Genomic DNA, 18,768 nt, shown 5'->3' with positions numbered 1-18,768 from the left:
AAACCAGATAACGTTTTTTGAAAACACTCTTTATAAAATACAGGTCGGTTATAAAGTTTATCCTTACTTTTTTATTGGTTTATATCTTTCTTTCTGTGATTTATAAACTGTATTTAGATGTTTCTGAAGGTTCGAAATATTATCCAGATTATATGACGCACTTAGTATCTAAACAGAGTGAATCATTATTAAAATCATTTGGGTATCATGCTCAAGTATTACCACATTTAGGCGAACCTTCTATGATAGTCGTTCTGGAGGGAAAGTATTTGGCTCGTGTGGTTGAGGGGTGTAATTCCATAAGTGTTATTATTTTATTTGTATCATTTATTATAGCATTTTCAGGAAAACTAAAAACCACATTTTTCTATATACTTTCGGGTAGCGTTTTAATTTATACAGTTAATTTACTTCGTATTGTAATATTAACTATAGCATTGTATCATTACCCAGAACACAAAGAAATATTGCATACGGTTGTTTTTCCTGCAATTATTTATGGAATGATGTTTTTACTATGGATCTTTTGGGTGAATCGTTTTTCTAAACTAAAAAAGAAAGATGCCTAAGCTAATTACATATACATTACTATTTGTATTATTCGGGTTGCTGATTTTAATTCGGATTTTTGAAAATGAATTGTTTTACGATCCGTATTTAATGTTCTTTCAAAACGACTATTTGTATGTAGATAGCCCAAGACGCGAAGTATTAAAATTAGTAAGTTTCACAACATTGCGATACGTATTAAATAGTGTTATTTCACTTGGTGTTTTATATGTAATTTTTAAAGATAAAAGCATCATTAAATTTTCAATAGTAATCTTTGTATTGGCATATACAATTTTGCTGTTAATTTATTTGTATTTCGTTATCAATCCGAGACAGGAAGATTATTATCTTTTTTTTAATGTGCGTCGTTTTTTAATACAACCTATTATTCTACTCTTATTGTTACCCGCTTTTTATTATCATAAGTTTAGAAGTTGAATAGCATTTGTATTTCACTTATTTCTTAACGCTGCTGTGAAGTGCAAAAAAGCCTAATTTTTCACTTCAATAAAAAATTCAGGATGAGTTTTGTGTTAATCATTTAATAAAAAAATACGTTCCATTTCAATTTTTTGTATTTTTGTTTTGTGATAAAAAAGTTATTACATAAAAGCTTTTCGATGCTTCTGGCATTGCTCGTTTTGTTTTCAACAGTATCTTTTACTATTGAAAAACACTTTTGTGGTGATGTGTTAGTTGATGTATCCATTTTTAATGAAGTGGATAAATGTGCTATGGAAGCTTATGAGATTGCTTTAGAAAAAATCACAAAAAAACCATGCTGTAAAGACGTCGTTGATGTTATTGAAGGTCAAAATGAAATGAAGTTTTCTTCATTTGAAGATTTAGATTTTGAGCAGCAACAATTTATCACAGTATTTGCTTATTCATATATTAATCTTTTTGAAGGATTAGAAAAGCAAATTATTCCGCATAAAGATTATTCTCCCCCCAATTTGGTCACCGACATACAGGTTTTAGACCAAGTTTTCTTGATTTGATTTATTAGTTTTTGTCATTCCTGTGAATGCGGGAATCCGCTTAGTACTAAAACTTATTAATATTTCAAATTGAAATCATGAAACATACATATACAGTTACAGGTATGACCTGTAATGGCTGTAAAGCGTCAGTTGAGAACGCCATAAAATCCATACCAGAAGTAGAAAGCGTTTCTGTGAGTTTGGAAGCGCAAGAAGCTGCCATTGAAATGTCGTATCATATTGCAACAGAAAATTTACAAAGAGTATTATCAAGTAAATATCAAATAACAGAAAAAGAAGGTGGTAATATCTTTAAGGATGCTTCCGAAACATCAAAATCGGAATTAAAACAATTATTTCCATTGTTTTTAATTTTCGGTTATATCACAATAGCTTCGATCTTATTAAATTATAAGCCATGGAACGGAACCGAATTTATGCTCGATTTCATGGGGCTTTTTTACATCGTTTTTAGTTTTTTCAAGCTTTTAGATTTAAAAGGTTTTCCAGAATCTTTTAAAATGTACGACCCTTTGGCTAAAGTAATGCCTGTTTATAGCTGGGTATATCCATTTATTGAATTAGCATTAGGCATCTTGTTTTTAATGCGTATTGAAATTCCAATAGCTTTAATAATCACATTGGTTATTTTAGGAATCACAACTATAGGGGTCACAAAAATACTTTTAAATAAAAAAACGATTCAATGTGCTTGTTTAGGAACTGCACTAAAACTCCCCATGACTAAAGCAACATTTATTGAAAACAGTATTATGATTGTTATGGCAATTACCATGCTGATTAAAACCTACAATTAAATGAAAAACATATTTTATATATTATTAATACTTCCCATGATAATAACGTCTCAAGATAAAATTAGCGGGACGATTTTGGAAGCAAATGAAAAAAATGAACCTATCGGTTTACCGGGAGCAAATGTCTATTGGTTAAATACGTCTGTAGGAACTGTAACCGATATAGATGGTAAGTTTACCATACCTTACCAAAAAGAATATACAAAACTAATTATTAGTTATGTAGGCTTTAAAACCGATACACTTACTATTACAGAGCCTAAAACGATTCGCCATTGGTTACAACCAACCAGTGATTTAGAGCAAATAACAGTAACCTCCAGAAAACAGGCCACGGCAAAGTCGTATTTGCAAGCTACTAATGTTTTTACAGTAAGTAGTGATGAGTTGTTAAAAGCAGCTTGTTGTAATCTTTCCGAGAGTTTTGAAACTAATCCATCTATTGATGTGAATTTTGCCGATGCTGTTACAGGTACGCGGCAAATAAAAATGTTAGGACTTAATAGTCCGTATATTTTAATTGCTACCGAAAATATTCCGTCCATTCGTGGAGCTTCACAAGCATTTGGGTTGAGTTTTATACCCGGAACTTGGGTGGAGAGTATTCAAATAACAAAAGGAGCAGGGAGTGTAGTAAATGGTTATGAAAGTATAGCGGGACAAATAAATGCAGAATTAGTAAAACCAGCAACCGATGATAAGTTGTTTGTTAATCTGTATGGAGCTACTAGCGAACGTTTAGAATTAAATACCCATATAAATACTAAAGTGAGTGACAAATGGCATACAGGGTTGTACTTACATGGTAATACACATAATGAAGAACATGATGTGAACCATGATGGTTTTTTAGATATGCCTAAGTACCATCAAATTAATGTTATGAATCGTTGGCAATATACCAATGCAGAAAAAGGTTTTGTGAGTTTTATCAATCTTAAATTTTTAAATGATGAAAAACAAACAGGACAACTTGGTTTTAATCCAGATACAGATAAATTAACAACAAATAATCCTGTACTGAGTGGAGATGAGGTATGGGGAAGTGAAATTGATACAAGGCGTTATGAGATATCCGCTAAATTAGGCTATGTGAACCCAGAAATTCCATACCAAAGTTTAGGAGTTCAAACAGCATTTAGTAGCCATAAGCAAGATTCTTATTTTGGGTTTAATCAATACGACATTACTCATAATAGTTTATATGCCAATGCTATTTATAACTCTATTATTAGTGATTCCAGACACAAAGTAAAAACGGGAGTTAGTTATACCTACGATCATTATGATGAGTTTGTTAACACGATAGATTATGAAAGGACAGAAACATCTGTTGGTGCATTTTTCGAATACAATTACGATAATTTAGAGAAGTTAAATTTAACAGCGGGTTTGCGAGTTGATTATCATAACTTGCTAGGTACATTTGCAACACCTCGTTTTCATGCCCGTTATACACCTTGGGAAAAATCGGCATTAAGAGCATCTTTTGGACGCGGAAAACGAAGTGCTAATATTTTTGCCGAGAATCAACAACTGTTCTCAACATCGCGAGCCATTAATATTATAAACACGACAGGAAATATTTATGGTTTAGATCCGGAGATCGCATGGAACTATGGATTGTCTTATTTGCAAGGCTTTAATCTTTTTGGAAGAAAAGCAGATATTACTTTAGATTATTATAAAACCGATTTTGAAAATCAAGTGGTAGTCGATTATGAAAATCCACAAGAAGTGAGTTTCTATAATCTGGAAGGAGATAGTTATGCGAATAGTTTTCAGGTGGAATTAAATTATAATGTATTTGAGCATTTCGATTTACGAATGGCCTATAAATATTATGACGTTAAAACAGATTATAATTCAGGAAAATTGTCAAAACCATTAGTGCCAACACATCGCTTATTTGCAAATACATCGTATGAAACACAGAAACAAGAAGGAGGTGGCCAATGGAAATTTGATGCGACGTTTAATTGGTTGGGAGAACAACGTTTTTCATCAACAGAGGCAAATCCTATAGCGTATCAATTACCAGATAAAACACCAACACTCGCTACTTTAAATGCACAGATAACTAAAGTATTTTCTCCAAAATTTGAAGTATATTTAGGAGGTGAAAACATAACTAATGTGAGGCAGTCTAATCCTATATTAGGGGCTGACGACCCTTTTGGAGCGAATTTTGATACAACATTTGTATACGGCCCCATTTTTGGAAGTATGTATTATGCAGGATTTCGATTTAAGATTTAAATTCCTGCGAAGGCAGGAACCCATTTTATAAAATTAAATTTCAATATAAAAGATTCCCTCCTTCGAGGGAATGATAAAAAAACATGAATTATGAAAAAAATAATAACAGTATTAACAATATTAATAACAACAGTAACATTCGCACAAAACAAAAACGCTAGAGCCTCTATAGAGGTCGATGGTGTTTGCTTAATGTGTAAAACCCGTATTGAAAAAGCTAGTTTGAATACTAAAGGTGTTAAATCTGCGGTATGGAATGTGAAAACTCATGAATTAAAATTAATTTATGATGAACGTAAAACGAATATAGACACTATTCAATCTAAAATTCTTGCTGTTGGTCATGACGTTAAAGATATAAAAGCAACTGATGAAGCTTATGCTACGGTGCACCCATGTTGTAAATACCGAGATGAAGTTGTGCAAGATGAGCATAAGGGAGAAGAAAAGCACAAAGAAGATGATGAGCATAATCATTGAAATTCTATAACATTGAATGACAGTTTTTTATCTCATTCTTAATGTGATATTTTTAAAACTTCAATATAAATTAGGTTAATTTGTTGTTTAAAAGCGACAGATTAAAATATGTTAAAAAATAACAAAAGGGCATCTAAAAAGTAATTTTAGATGCCCTTTTTGCTGCAAACTCATTAATAGGAATATAGCTATTTTTTAATGAGTTTCATTGTTTTAATATTTTGTTCATTTATAACTCTAACAAAATAAATTCCAGCAGATAAATGGCTTAGGTTAACCGAAGCGTTGCTCCTGGAAACGTTGCCAGAAACAACCATTTCTCCAATAGTATTAAATATTTTATATGTCGTTGTTTCTGAATTGTTTATGGATATTTTTAAGTGATTAATAACAGGGTTTGGGCTTATGTTTATAACAGCGCTATTTTCGTTTTTATCGAGAGGCAATTTAGTATTAACGCTCTTGGAAAAACTAGAAGTATAGCTCCCAAAAACTTCAACTTCTGCTAAAGATAGAGCCGTATTTGTTAAATTAGTACTCACCCTGACCGTTCTACCAGACACCCCTCCGGTATTAATGGTAAAAGATTGATTAGGCGTACTGGTAAAGGTTTGATTATAAACGGTATTGTTATTATTGTCGGAAATAAGCACAGTAAAGTTGGACAATCTATTGGTGCAGCAATCTGTTCTGTTGTAAATAACTATATCGTTAATATGAGCTTGCTGAGCAAGTACGACCTGCCACCAAGAACCTGTAGTAGCAGAAGTGTGGGTTACAGAACCATTATTGTACACCCCATTGGTATTGCCATCAATAGCTCGGGAAGCCGCGCCGTTATATGCCGTAGTAGACTGAGAGGCTGTACCATATAAGGCCAGATTGTCATCAGTATCAGTGACTTCGGAAATAGAAAACGATTCCCAAGTACCATTACTGTTAGTAGAAACCATTTTAACAGCCCCACTATTATTTACTTGTAGCCTTTTATAGTTGGTAGGGCCATCGGGTAAAGTAAAGAAAAAGGTGTTATTAGAAGCCCCTTTGGTAAATTCATAATAAGTCCAACTGCCATTCCATGCAATCCCTTGCATATCTGCATTGGCAGAATTATCGGTACGTAATCTAGGAACAGAACCTCCGGCTGCACGTTGCACGTGCCAGTATCCATTCCCTTTGTCAACAAATTTCCATTCGACATCATCTCCTGTCGTATTGGTGCTTGTTGTATAAGGATCTTCGCTTTCTCCCGTTGCTGCAAGTCTTAAATTATGATGTGGTACGTCTATATAATAGGTTTTATTAGGGTCTGGAATAAAATTTTCTTCAGGAGATCCATCGGGAAAATATAAATCGATAATATCTTGCAGCGCCTGTTTACCTAAATTACCATACGATTCATCATATACCTGAGATAAAGCATAATACCAGCCGTTACCATGACGTGTATCAGCAGTACTTGACAAACCTCCGGGATATAAATCCAAAGCATGATCTAAAAGTTCTGCATTGTCGGCAGGAAGTATTTCTTTATAATAAAGTAATTGGTCGTAAATAAGCTTAGAAGGCTTTAAATCATTCGCTTCAATATCTGTTGCTAATGATTCAAAATCATCTGGTTGTACGCCCCAAAAATGAATCAAAGGTCTTACATCAACACCAGCTCCTTTAGACATTCGTAAAATTCGTGCGTCTGCAGATTCTCCGGTATGTGCCGTCGGATTAGGAGAAATAGCATGTTCTTCATTAACCAATTCCCAAAAATTTTCGAGAGATTCCCAACCAAAAAGATTTACCATTTCAACATATCTACCAAATCCTCGGTGCTGATATGCAACTTCGTGTCGGTAATTTCCAGAAATAATACTCATTGAGTTTCCCTGCCTAAAGTTTTCAGTAACCATCCACATTTTTGCTGCATCGTCTAAATTAGCGTTTAATGCAGGTGATAGACAGTTTTCAAAAGCCGTATTTAAATCTACCCCAAACTTTTTATTCATTACAGCTACATAAAAAAAGTTTACTATACCTTCTTGCTCTCCATAAAATTTTGATACATAAAACTGATGCCCCCACTCGTGAATATCTTGCCAAATTGTTGCAGTAGGGCCTTGTAAATATCTATGGTCGGATCCGTCTCCATTAGCAGTCGCTAAAGGGTTGTAGTTTGTATTGGACATTGGGTATCCGGGGAAATAAGCCCCTCCTCTAAACGTTCGATCTACTTGCATATAAATAGGGGGTTTGGCATCTGATAAATTAGTTTGTCTTGCCAAGAGTTCTAAACATGCATCTACGGCGTCATCCCATTCCTCCATCATTGTTTCAGGGTCATTAAAGTTATTGATCCAGCTGGTAGGAACTTGCAGTATGAATTTTTCACTTTCAAAATCTGCAAAAGCCCCCGGATAGTGACGTTGTGTGTTTTGCCAGTCCGATAGTGATGTTTTGTTGGCTTTTGTATTAGAAAAAAAAGGTGAGCGTACTACATTTTTTAAAGAAACACTAATCACACCTGCATTTGCCAGATAAGGCACTTCGATATATATGTTACCTCCCAAAGGGTTTCCTACGATTATTGTTGTACTGTTTATTGGATAGGACAAAGACACTCTATCCAGACGTGTTGCTGATGCTTTATTTTCCAGATTCCATGTATGTGCCCCTACACGAATGCCAAACCCATTATTGACTAAGGAGTTTGGTACGGTAATAGTTGCTAGGCTACCTGGTGCTAAATAACAACCAGTAGCTCTTACTGCATCAACTGCTTCTGCTCCAGAAGGTCTTCCTACGGTTGCTTGTTGGGTGGCATTGATGCTAACCTGAACCGTAGTATTGGAATTTGAAGGAGCTGCTACTGCTCCAGGAAAAAAATCGGCAGTTTTATATCCTTCATTTTCAAAAACACTTGTATAGTTTTTAAGGTTGTCGACGGTATACGAGTAATCAATAATAGATTGCTGTAAATAAAACATGAATTTTTCAAGTTCAAGGCCTGTTGCTGTTCTTGAAAAGGAACCTTGGGTTGTAGATCCTTGAACAAATAATGGGCCTTTTACTGTTTCAAATAATTCTACTACCTCAAAAGATTTTTCGATAACTGTAGAACTATAAGACAATACATCGATAATTGCTTCTAAAGCTGTTTGTTGGGCTTCTATCTCGGTTCCTGATAAAATTGAAGCTCCAGAAATATGATCTTCAATTGTATTTAAAATTGAAAGAAATTCAGTTTCGGTAAAAGCATTATTGTATGCTATCTTATTTGTGGCGATTTCGTTTTTGTATAATTTCAAAGCGTTTGCACTTGTACTTAAACATAGTGCTATTAGTAATATTGAAATTAGTGCGATGTTGTGTAATAATTTGTACATAATTTATTATTTTAAGTTTATTTTCCTTGGTATAGATGTAGATGAAGGCAATCTCTTCCTTAACTAATAGAGTTTAAACCTGCATTATCATTTGGGTCTATAATATGCTAGGTGTTTTTACAATTTTTTCTATAGGAAAAAACCGGTAGTATTAGAATATTATTGGGGTCACCTCTGCATTGATAAATTGTATTTACCTCATTACGACTTTTTAATACGTCTCTTGTATAATAATTACCTCTTGAATATATGCCAATAGAAGTTGTGTCATGAATATTGTATAGTGGGGTGTCTAAGTACTTAGAAGAATAATATTGTAACTGTGATCTGTTACCCCAATTACTGGTTTCATTTGAAGTAAAAGTAATAGTGGAATTTATGGTACTAATAGTAAATAGCTTAAACGTAAAAACGGAGCTGCTACTTGATAATTGACTGGATATATAGTCAGTAACATCTATATAATAAGCACTACCGTCTTTACTACCATAAGCAAAAGATGGTTTTATTGAAGGTATTGAATTCCATGTAACTGAGCTTTTAGAAAATTTTAGAAGAACGCTTCTTTCACTAGCTTCAGAAACTGTGTGCTTTATTTTTAATACGATGTGTAAATAAAAGCTTTGGTTCGGATTGGCTTTTTCTGTGTAGATGCCTATTGATGGGTGTGCTATAGAGCTTTGGCCAAAGGAAATAATAGACAACGAGGTCACAAAAATTGTACCTGTAATTGTTTCCGTATTCATAATTAGGTTTTAGTTTTTTCATAATTACTAGTTTTGGGATTTCAATTTTTTAGTTGTCTTAATTGTTGTCTTTTTTTGTGATAAATACTTTTTATAAAATGTTTAAGTTGTTTATGTTTAATACTATAAGTTGTTTAATTATTTTCATAGAAAAATACTAATCGATTAATAACAGGGTTCAAGCCTAATATTAATGTTATTCTCACTTTCTTAAGTGATAGATTACTGAAGCCTTCTACAGAGTTAACTGTATACGTGGTTGCAGATAGAATAAATGGAAAAATCAATGAAACCAACTAGAAAGAAAAAGCTCGTTGTTTTCGTTTTTCACATAAAGTAGGTTGTTGGTTTTTTGATTTGGTAAACCAAATTCACCTCTTTAAAGATATTAATAATTTATTGATTTTTTAACAAAAAAAGTAATAAAAATACTATTCATTCATGTTATTGATAAGATTATACTTATTTTTTTGTAATAATTTTGATAAAAAATAATTCTGTCATTATTGATAATATTGGTTTACGACGTTTTTAACTTCTTTGTTTTGTAAACAGCACTAAATGAGTCTTTTAGAGAGGAAGGGTTTTGTTTCAATTTTTTTATGACTTGTTAAAATATTTTTACCATAATTTAGTAGTTGTTTTTTTTGATAGATTCAAGAAATATAAAATGTATTTTTGTTAAAATTCAGCTAAATAGTTAATTTAACAAACTCTTATTGTGGTAAAATATTCTTGACTAGTTCTGATGCTGGTTTTTGCAACCGGTATGGTATTAAGTAAGAATAAACAATATGATGTTATTTTAGTTATAGAGAAGTCTTTTCTATCTTTTAATTTTATGCGTAGAAACTGTATCTCAATACAGAAGAGAATTAAACATATTATTTAAGATATAGTTGATGATTTTATAGAAAAGCTATATGCATAACAAAACCCTAAAATTAATATAAACCTATTAGAAGTTGATTAAAGCAAGTAACAAAGACAAAGAAATAGTAATAGATATATTAACATCGGCTTTTGAAAGTTATAAGGAAGATAGCTCTATCAACTTAATCGTAAAACAGGATGAAAAACGTGTAGAGCGTATGCGGGTTTTAATGGGGTATTTATTTGAAAGAGCCATGCTTTTTGGAGATGTTTTTTTATCAGACGATAAAGAAGCTTGTGTTTTGATTAAATATACTGAAAAAGAAAAAGTCACACTTAAAACTATATGGTTTGATATAGGCTTGGTATTTAGATGTATTGGGGTTAAAGGCTTGATAAAAGTTATTAAACGACAGTATATAGCTAAGCGACATTATCCAAAAGAAAATCATATTAGACCAATGATAATAGGGGTAAAAAGTGGGGTTAAAGGAAAAATAAAAGCAGGGAAATTAATGCTAAGTGTACTTAAATATCATTCAGCTAATAAACTGCCTGTGATTATAGATACAGTATCGGAATATAATTTGAGATTATACCAGAAAATTGGATTTAAAATAATTGAAAAGGAAACTTCATTAGGATTTCCAATCTATTTTTTGCGTATAAATTAATAGAATTTTTAAGACTCAGATATTTAAACTTCGAAGGATCTTAAAAGCAGATAAGAAGCCAAGTGAATAAAACAATATTTGAAATTACTAAAATGGACTGTCCTTCGGAGGAAAATATTATCCGAATGAAATTGGACGGAATTTCAAGTATTGCAAATTTAGACTTTGACATTCCTAACCGAAAGTTAACCGTTTTTCACAAAGGAGAAATAGACCAAATTGAAAAGTCTGTTATCGAACTGAATTTAGGTGGAAAAAGAATATCGACTGAACAGACCAGCCAAACAAATTTTAAAGAAAATACAAATCAAAAAAAGTTACTTTGGTCTGTACTTATAATCAATTTTACTTTTTTTATTATTGAGATGGCCACAGGCTTGATTTCAAAATCTATGGGGCTTATTGCCGATAGTTTAGATATGCTTGCGGATAGTTTTGTTTATGGAATTAGTCTTTTTGCAGTTGGTGGGACATTGATTAAGAAAAAACAGATAGCCAAACTTGCTGGGTATTTTCAACTCACACTTGCGATTATAGGATTTTTGGAAGTTTTAAGACGGTTTTTCGGAGACGAGAAACTTCCTGATTTTTCAACTATGATTATCATCTCGATTTTAGCTCTTATTGCAAATGGAATTTGTATTTACATTTTGCAAAAGTCGAAGAGCAAAGAAGAGATACACATAAAAGCGAGTATGATTTTCACCTCGAATGACGTGATTATTAATTTAGGAGTGATAATCGCAGGAGTTATGGTAAGTTGGCTGAATTCCAATAAACCTGATTTGATTATTGGAACAATCGTATTTATTTTGGTAACTCAAGGTGCATTTCGAATACTGCAATTAAGCAAATAAAAGCACTCACTATATAGTGATGTTATGCAATAACCCTACACTTTTGTTTTTAGTAGCGAAACGTAGCTATGCTATTTGAGTAAACTTAATTACGTAAGTATCTGGATTTTGGGTAATTCCGGGAAGGGCAATTGGATAACTATGTCCACCATCTAGAAGTTTGCCTTCTCCATGACTTCCCTGGACTGCATTAAACCCATTTAAACCTGCCATTTTTACTATCAATTTGTTTTCTGGTCTTCTTTCTAATAGTTCACAAGGGTAACTATCACCATTTGGAATCTGTATTTGTGCCATTATATTAATGTTTAATCCTTACTCTGTTTAATACAGGCTTTTCGGGTTCCGCCTTTGTAATTAAAAGAAAACATAGAAGTTGCTAATCGAAAACCTCTCTTTTGATTATGTTTCGAAATTATTTTAACAACTTAGTTTTTACTTTTAACAATTTAAAGATGGGGAATAAATAAAAGGAGATTTGAAAAAATGTAATGAGTAGCAATTTTAATGTCACAAATGATTGAATTTAGTGTACAAAAAAAGGTATAATAAGAAGAAATATGAGTGTAATAATGGTTTAATGCTCTAGTGATTGCCAGTTTGAAATAGAAGGAGCCAGAGTCTTAAAATAAAGGCTTTTATTATCTTAGAAAACGCCATAAAAAAACCTCAATCTGAATACATATCCCAGATTGAGGTTTTTTAATATAATTTGAGTGTTCGAAATTTTCGACTTACATCATTCCTGGCATACCGCCACCGCCCATTGGAGGCATAGCTGGAGCCGCTTCTTCTTTAATGTCAATTAAAGCACATTCGGTAGTAAGAATCATTCCAGAAACAGAGGCTGCATTTTCTAAGGCAATACGTGTTACTTTTTTAGGATCGATAATACCTACTTTAAGCATATCTACGTAAGCTTCAGATTTAGCATCGTAACCAAAGTCTTTTTTACCTTCTAAAACTTTGTTTATTACTACGCTACCTTCTCCACCTGCATTTTCTACGATGGTACGTAATGGCGATTCAATTGCTTTATTTACAATTTGAACACCAGTAGTTTCATCTAAATTATCGGTAGTAATTTTTTCTAAAACCGATTTTGCTCTAACTAAAGCAACACCACCACCTGCAACAATGCCTTCTTCAACAGCAGCTCTGGTAGCATGTAAAGCATCGTCAACACGATCTTTCTTTTCTTTCATCTCCACTTCACTGGCAGCTCCAACATAAAGTACGGCAACACCACCAGCTAATTTAGCTAAACGCTCTTGTAGTTTTTCTTTATCGTAATCGCTCGTTGTAGTATCTATTTGAGCTTTAATTTGGTTTACTCTGGCTTTAATGTCTTTAGCAATGCCGGCACCATTAACAATAGTTGTATTGTCTTTGTCTACGGTTACAGTTTCAGCAGTTCCAAGCATAGATAAATCTGCATTTTCTAAAGTAAATCCTCTTTCTTCAGAAATCACAGTACCACCTGTTAAGATGGCAATATCCTCTAGCATAGCTTTACGTCTGTCTCCAAAACCGGGTGCTTTAACAGCAGCAATTTTAAGACCACCACGTAATTTGTTTACTACCAAAGTAGCTAAAGCTTGTCCGTCTACATCTTCTGCGATAATTAATAACGGACGACCAGATTGTGCAACCGGTTCTAAGATTGGAAGAATTTCTTGTAAGTTAGAGATCTTTTTATCAAATAATAAAATGTATGGATTCTCTAAATCAGCAATCATTTTGTCAGCATCTGTTACAAAGTAAGGCGATAAATATCCTCTGTCAAATTGCATACCTTCAACAACATCAACGTATGTTTCCATACCTTTTGCTTCTTCAACAGTAATCACACCTTCTTTACCAACTTTTTCAAAAGCTTGAGCTATTAACTCTCCAATAGTGTCATCGTTATTTGCAGAAATGGCAGCTACTTGCTTTATTTTCTCAGAAGAGTTACCTACTTTTTGAGCTTGTTTTTCTAGGTTGGTAGTAATAGCATCAACGGCTTTATCAATACCACGTTTTAAATCCATTGGATTTGCGCCAGAGGCTACATTTTTTAAACCTTCTTTTACAATGGCTTGTGCTAAAACAGTAGCAGTTGTAGTTCCGTCACCGGCTAAATCGTTAGTTTTACTAGCAACTTCTTTTACCATTTGGGCACCCATATTTTCATGAGCATCATCAAGTTCTATTTCTTTAGCAACGGAAACCCCATCTTTAGTTACTTGGGGAGCCCCAAAACTTTTACTAATAATTACATTACGTCCTTTAGGGCCTAAAGTTACTTTTACTGCATTAGCTAATGCGTCAACACCACGTTTTAAACCATCGCGTGCTTCAATATCAAATTTTATATCTTTTGCCATTTTTAAAAATTTTGTTGTTATTCCCGCTAAGGCGAGAACCTGTTTTATTAAAATTTAGTTTTTTGATAGAATTCCCTCCCGATAGTTATCGGGATTCGGGGAATAAAAAAAGCAACTAATTATATAATTGCTAAAATATCGCTTTCACGCATAATTAAATAGTCTTTACCTTCCAGTTTAAGTTCGGTTCCAGCATATTTTCCGTATAAAACAGTGTCACCAACTTTTACAGTAATAGGTTCGTCTTTGGTGCCTTTTCCAGCTGCTACTACATTTCCTTTTTGTGGTTTTTCTTTAGCGTTATCTGGAATAATAATTCCCGATGCCGTTGTAGTTTCGGCTGCAGCAGGTTCAATAAGAACACGGTCTGCTAATGGTTTAATGTTTAATGCCATTTGTTTTATTTTTTAATTTATTAATTATTATTTTCTGATGCTTATGCGTTATACTAAAAATGTGCCAATACTTGAGAACTGACAAACTTGCAGACTGACCTAACGTATAGGCAGAAACAAAAAATGCCAACTTTTAAAGCTGGCATTTTTTGTTTCTTTTATTAAGTGAAATTATTCTTCTGTAGAATTTTCAGGTGTTGCTGTTGCAGGATCGTTAGCTGCTGGTAGTGGAGCAGGTAAAGCAGGTGCAGTTGTTGCTGCATCTTCATCTAAAGCTTTAGAGTCTATACTTTCCGCCCCTCTGTTAATGGCTAAATTAGAAGCTAATATTAAAGCTAATAACAGGGTTGCTAAAGTCCATGTACTTTTATCTAAAAAGTCTGTTGTCTTTTTTACACCACCTAGTTGTTGTGTGCCACCGCCACCAAAAGATGATGATAATCCACCTCCTTTAGGATTCTGAACCATAATTACCACAACTAGTAAAAATGCTACTACTACAATTAGTATTAAAAATATTGTAAACGTACTCATTATTCTGTATTATTTTGTTCTTGTAATTGTTCTATTGCTTTGATTTGGTCTGCAAAGAAACCACTTTTTTCTGGATATTTCAAACTTAAAATTTTATAAGATTGAATTGCTTTTTTATAGTTTTTCTGTTCTACATAGATACGTGCTAAGGTCTCAGTCATTAAGGCTTCAGGTTGTATCATTTGCGTTTTTGCAATATTGCCTTTTTTAATTGTAGCTTTAAAAGGATTTATTTTCGGGTTTGTTGTAATAAATTTATCAATAAGCTCAAACTTTTTATCCTTGTCTAAAACATCTGGAGATGTATCCTTTACGGGTTCTGTTTCTATGAGATCTTTACTTTTGTCCTCGCCTCTTTCAATGGGTTTATAATGTGCTAATTTTAACCATTCGTTAAAGGAATGTGTTTCTGCTTTATCAAATTGAAGAGGTTTACCAAGACTTAATATATCGTTAATGGATATCTCTTGTGTTTTTGTTTCTTTAGTAACGTTTTCTATAGTTTCAGATTCGTCTAAAGTAAAATTTGCTGTTTTTTCAAAACGATCTTCTTTAGGTTGAAATAACGATGGATCCAACACGCCCACAGTGTCTTTAATCTGTCGTTTTAAAGAATGGTCTACCTTAACACTTTTATTTATCGAAATATCTTCTACAGTAACATTAATGTCTTTTAAGTGTGCTGTATTTTGTTTTATAGATTGCGAAATTTCATTTTGAATGAATGCTTCCGATGTAATGAAATCAAACAAAATACTCCTGTCTGTTGTATAAGCTGCCGTAATTTTAAGTTCTTGATTGTACTTAAAACTGCTTACGTTTTTTAAACCTTTAAGATATACGGCACGAGCCGATTGAAAATAAGGAAACTCATTGATAACAGATTTTATGGCATCTGTTTGTTGATGCGTTATGGTTTGCGGATGCTGCAATATGTTTACGAAATCTGTAGAGTTCATTAGGCTACCATTTGGCTAAAGTTGCATTAAAAATATCTTGTGTTAAACGTTCAAAAATTTCTTCGTGAGCTGTTGTTTTTATTGTACCAACTAGTTGAGAGCTCCCGGGGTAATCATAAAAAAATGAAAAACTTTGCTCCAAATCATCTTCTGTTTTCTTTCTGTTAAAAAAACGTACCTTAACACTAATCGTTAATCTGTTTTGAGCAGCTGTGTTCTCAGATGTTGAGGTAGTTGGCGAGATTCTATAATTAGTTATTTCTCCCTCGTAAACTAAATCACCATTTGAAGTAACAAGGCTGAGGTTGGTTTGATTTTGTATTAAATCTTCAAGAGCTAATTTAAAATCTCTTTCTAAACCAGGTTCTATTAATAATGAGGTATTCTCAAAACGATTGACTTGAAATGTTTTAACATTTGCAGGAATGGATGCTCCTGTAAATGAATAAAAACCACAATTTGTAAGTGTTAGTATAATTGACAGTAAGGATATATATTTAGCTATTTTCATGTGTTTTTACTTCATTTAATTTTTCAGTCTACCATTTAGCAGTTAGTGTAGCATTAAAGACATCATGTGTTATGCGTTCAAAAATTTCACTAATAGCTTCGTTTTTCAGATTTCCTATAAGATTTTTGTTTCTGGGATAATCATAAAAAAACGAAAAAGTTTGTTCAAAATTACTGTCTTTTTTTAATTTATTAAAAAATCTAACTCTTATACTTATATTTAATCTGTTTTGATCTGTTGTATTCTGAGATGTAGCGTTAATTGGTGAAATTTTATAATCTGTAATTTCTCCTTCATAAACCAAATCGCCATTAGATTTTACTAGACTTAATTTTGTTTGATTTAGTAATAATTCTTGCAAAGATAATGTGAAATATCTACTTATATCTGGCTCAACTAAATCGGCAGTATTACTAAAATTATTAATTTGAAATGTATTTGCATTTCCTATATTAATATTATCTAATGAGTATTTTGCTTTGCACCCAAAAACTATTACCGATATACTAGCACTAAGAATAATTAATTTGAAAAACGTCATCTAATAGTTATAAATACTTTTGTTACACTCCGGCTTGTACTCAATAAGGCATATTAGGTGTGGCACTTAGTTGATATTTGCAAAACGAATAGTTCGTAGTTTTGTTGTAATTTGGACTAAAAACTGCAACTGACCACTACTAACTAACCTAAAGATCATACTGCTTAATTTTTCTATACAAAGTACGTTCACTAATACCAAGTTCGGCGGCAGCTAATTTACGCTTTCCGTTGTGACGTTCGAGCGATTTTTTTATTAATTCTAATTCTTTGTCGTGTAATGATAAGGTTTCTTCTTCTTCAATCTCTTCAGCAAAATGGTATTTGTCTTGAATATTTACTATTTCAATGTCACTAGGTGTATGTTCCGGAATAGAGATCACATCATTGTTTTCGATGGGTTCTTTAAAGCTCGTATCATTGTCGTCATCGTTACCATAAATTTTCTGAATTAAACTTTCGTTATTTTTCTCAACATCTTTTGTGTTACCATTTTTCATGAGCTCCATGGTAAGTTTTTTTAAGTCGTTTAAATCGCTTTTCATATCGAAAAGGACTTTGTACAAAATTTCCCGTTCACTACTAAAATCACTTTCAGATTTTGATGTTTTAATAACTGCTGGTAAATTAGTATTCGCACTAGGTAAATAGTTTTGAAGTGTTGAAGCACTTATAGTACGATCTTGTTCTAAAACCGATAATTGCTCTGCGATATTGCGAAGCTGACGAATATTACCGCCCCATCGATGCTTTGTTAGCATTTGTACGGCAGGATCTGTTAGTTTAACAGTTGGCATTTTATATTTAAGAGCAAAATCACTGGCAAATTTTCTGAATAATAAATGAATATCTTCTCGACGCTCTCGTAATGGGGGTAAATGTATGTCTACCGTGCTTAGTCTATAATATAAATCTTCACGAAACTTTTCCTTATCAATGGCCTCAAACATGTTTACGTTAGTTGCGGCTACAATACGAACATTGGTTTTTTGTACTTTACTAGATCCTACTTTTAAAAACTCTCCATTTTCCAGAACACGTAATAAACGTACTTGAGTGGTTAAAGGAAGCTCACCAACTTCATCCAAAAAAATAGTACCACCATCGGCTACTTCAAAATAACCTTCTCTAGTTTGAGTGGCTCCTGTAAAGGCTCCTTTTTCGTGACCAAAAAGTTCACTGTCTATAGTTCCTTCGGGAATAGCACCGCAGTTTACAGCAATATATTTATTGTGTTTTCTATGAGATAATTGGTGTATTATTTTGGGAATACTTTCTTTACCAACCCCACTTTCTCCAGTAACTAAAACCGAAATATCGGTGGGAGCTACCTGAATCGCTTTTTCAATAGCACGATTTAAAGATGGTGTATTACCAATAATGCCAAAGCGTTGTTTTATAGATTGAATTGATTCCATTTAATTATTTTCTTTGTCATTCCCGCAAATCCCGATAACTCCCGATAGCTATCGGGACGGGAGGGAATCTTTTTAATTTTTATTGCTCAATATATTCAGAAACACCTGTTTCTTTTTTACCATTTAACCACTCCCAATGGAGTGTGAGTTTAATTTTATTATGTTTAGCTAAGCTTATATTAGCAATTGCCTTTCCGGCCTTTAATTCATTTTCTGTTGTTATGCATTGGTATAGCATGTTGAGCTTGTTCTCTTCTAAACTAGCAATTATTTTTCCATATTTAATGGTGCCTCCATAATAATTTGCTGTAACCAAATGGCCTTCCTGTTTATACTTAAATATGGTTTCAGAACTCACTTTCCCGTTTTCAGAATTTTCTGTTAACGAAAATATTTTGTTGTTAAAATTGAATTCTGTCATCT

At 32.8% G+C, this 18,768-nt stretch carries 19 protein-coding genes; 8 read left to right on the top strand and 11 right to left on the bottom strand.

The window, feature by feature from the left end:
- Positions 1-17 precede the first annotated feature (17 nt).
- The 6 genes from xrtF to Q4Q35_RS00685 all read left to right on the top strand — a co-directional run bounded on the left by xrtF (position 18) and on the right by Q4Q35_RS00685 (position 5,092).
- Entirely contained in the window at positions 18-569 is a 552-nt protein-coding gene (xrtF, locus tag Q4Q35_RS00710; RefSeq protein WP_303275995.1) for an exosortase family protein XrtF, read from the top strand.
- Positions 562-990 (top strand): exosortase F system-associated membrane protein, encoded by a 429-nt coding sequence (locus tag Q4Q35_RS00705; RefSeq protein WP_303275994.1) that lies wholly within the window; start codon positions 562-564, stop codon positions 988-990. Before xrtF ends, Q4Q35_RS00705 begins: the two co-directional genes overlap by 8 nt.
- 149 nt (positions 991-1,139) lie before the next feature.
- The gene (locus tag Q4Q35_RS00700) at positions 1,140-1,553 is read left to right on the top strand and encodes an HYC_CC_PP family protein (protein ID WP_437439734.1); all 414 of its coding nucleotides are present in this window, start codon (positions 1,140-1,142) and stop codon (positions 1,551-1,553) included.
- Between the two features lie 77 nt (positions 1,554-1,630).
- Complete coding sequence (locus Q4Q35_RS00695) at positions 1,631-2,353, top strand: heavy-metal-associated domain-containing protein (RefSeq protein ID WP_303275993.1); 723 nt, start codon at positions 1,631-1,633, stop codon at positions 2,351-2,353.
- Positions 2,354-4,612, top strand: a complete 2,259-nt coding sequence (locus tag Q4Q35_RS00690; RefSeq protein ID WP_303275992.1) for a TonB-dependent receptor — start codon at positions 2,354-2,356, stop codon at positions 4,610-4,612.
- 90 nt (positions 4,613-4,702) lie between these two features.
- On the top strand, positions 4,703-5,092 hold the full coding sequence (locus Q4Q35_RS00685) for a heavy-metal-associated domain-containing protein (RefSeq protein ID WP_303275991.1): 390 nt from the start codon (positions 4,703-4,705) through the stop codon (positions 5,090-5,092).
- A gap of 188 nt (positions 5,093-5,280) precedes the next feature.
- Here the strand turns inward: Q4Q35_RS00685 and Q4Q35_RS00680 are convergent, their stop codons facing one another.
- Positions 5,281-8,469: a galactose-binding domain-containing protein gene (locus Q4Q35_RS00680; protein ID WP_303275990.1), complete on the bottom strand. Its 3,189-nt coding sequence runs from the start codon at positions 8,467-8,469 to the stop codon at positions 5,281-5,283.
- A gap of 107 nt (positions 8,470-8,576) precedes the next feature.
- On the bottom strand, positions 8,577-9,215 hold the full coding sequence (locus Q4Q35_RS00675) for a CBM96 family carbohydrate-binding protein (protein WP_303275989.1): 639 nt from the start codon (positions 9,213-9,215) through the stop codon (positions 8,577-8,579).
- A gap of 965 nt (positions 9,216-10,180) precedes the next feature.
- On the opposite strand from Q4Q35_RS00675, the gene Q4Q35_RS00670 reads away from it, so the two are divergent.
- Together Q4Q35_RS00670 and Q4Q35_RS00665 are read left to right on the top strand one after the other, a co-directional pair.
- Positions 10,181-10,762 (top strand): GNAT family N-acetyltransferase, encoded by a 582-nt coding sequence (locus tag Q4Q35_RS00670; RefSeq protein ID WP_303275988.1) that lies wholly within the window; start codon positions 10,181-10,183, stop codon positions 10,760-10,762.
- A gap of 62 nt (positions 10,763-10,824) precedes the next feature.
- Complete coding sequence (locus Q4Q35_RS00665; protein ID WP_303275987.1) at positions 10,825-11,619, top strand: cation efflux transmembrane domain-containing protein; 795 nt, start codon at positions 10,825-10,827, stop codon at positions 11,617-11,619.
- Positions 11,620-11,685: 66 nt separating this feature from the next.
- On the opposite strand, the gene Q4Q35_RS00660 is transcribed toward Q4Q35_RS00665, so the two are convergent.
- From Q4Q35_RS00660 to Q4Q35_RS00620, 9 genes are all read right to left on the bottom strand, one after another.
- Positions 11,686-11,916: a hypothetical protein gene (locus Q4Q35_RS00660; RefSeq protein ID WP_303275986.1), complete on the bottom strand. Its 231-nt coding sequence runs from the start codon at positions 11,914-11,916 to the stop codon at positions 11,686-11,688.
- A gap of 437 nt (positions 11,917-12,353) precedes the next feature.
- The gene (gene groL, locus Q4Q35_RS00655) at positions 12,354-13,988 is read right to left on the bottom strand and encodes a chaperonin GroEL (protein ID WP_303275985.1); all 1,635 of its coding nucleotides are present in this window, start codon (positions 13,986-13,988) and stop codon (positions 12,354-12,356) included.
- Between the two features lie 119 nt (positions 13,989-14,107).
- Positions 14,108-14,383, bottom strand: coding sequence for a co-chaperone GroES (locus Q4Q35_RS00650; RefSeq protein WP_135877259.1), 276 nt, complete (start codon positions 14,381-14,383; stop codon positions 14,108-14,110).
- A gap of 171 nt (positions 14,384-14,554) precedes the next feature.
- A complete protein-coding gene (gene secG / locus Q4Q35_RS00645) occupies positions 14,555-14,917 on the bottom strand; it encodes a preprotein translocase subunit SecG (protein WP_303275984.1) in 363 nt (120 codons plus the stop codon).
- Positions 14,917-15,876, bottom strand: a complete 960-nt coding sequence (locus Q4Q35_RS00640; protein ID WP_303275983.1) for a DUF8458 domain-containing protein — start codon at positions 15,874-15,876, stop codon at positions 14,917-14,919. The genes secG and Q4Q35_RS00640 overlap by 1 nt, the downstream gene beginning before the upstream one ends.
- Before the next feature lie 4 nt (positions 15,877-15,880).
- The gene (locus Q4Q35_RS00635; RefSeq protein WP_303275982.1) at positions 15,881-16,387 is read right to left on the bottom strand and encodes an LptE family protein; all 507 of its coding nucleotides are present in this window, start codon (positions 16,385-16,387) and stop codon (positions 15,881-15,883) included.
- Between the two features lie 28 nt (positions 16,388-16,415).
- On the bottom strand, positions 16,416-16,928 hold the full coding sequence (gene lptE / locus Q4Q35_RS00630) for an LPS assembly lipoprotein LptE (protein ID WP_303275981.1): 513 nt from the start codon (positions 16,926-16,928) through the stop codon (positions 16,416-16,418).
- A 148-nt stretch (positions 16,929-17,076) separates the two neighbouring features.
- Positions 17,077-18,345: a sigma-54 interaction domain-containing protein gene (locus tag Q4Q35_RS00625; RefSeq protein ID WP_303275980.1), complete on the bottom strand. Its 1,269-nt coding sequence runs from the start codon at positions 18,343-18,345 to the stop codon at positions 17,077-17,079.
- A gap of 79 nt (positions 18,346-18,424) precedes the next feature.
- Positions 18,425-18,766, bottom strand: a complete 342-nt coding sequence (locus Q4Q35_RS00620; RefSeq protein ID WP_303275979.1) for an avidin-fold protein — start codon at positions 18,764-18,766, stop codon at positions 18,425-18,427.
- Positions 18,767-18,768 lie beyond the last annotated feature (2 nt).

The organism is Flavivirga aquimarina (assembly GCF_030540835.1).
Classification (GTDB): Bacteria; Bacteroidota; Bacteroidia; order Flavobacteriales; family Flavobacteriaceae; genus Flavivirga; species Flavivirga aquimarina.
Note: the sequence above shows the minus strand (reverse complement) of the source record. Positions and strands in the feature narration are given on the sequence as shown.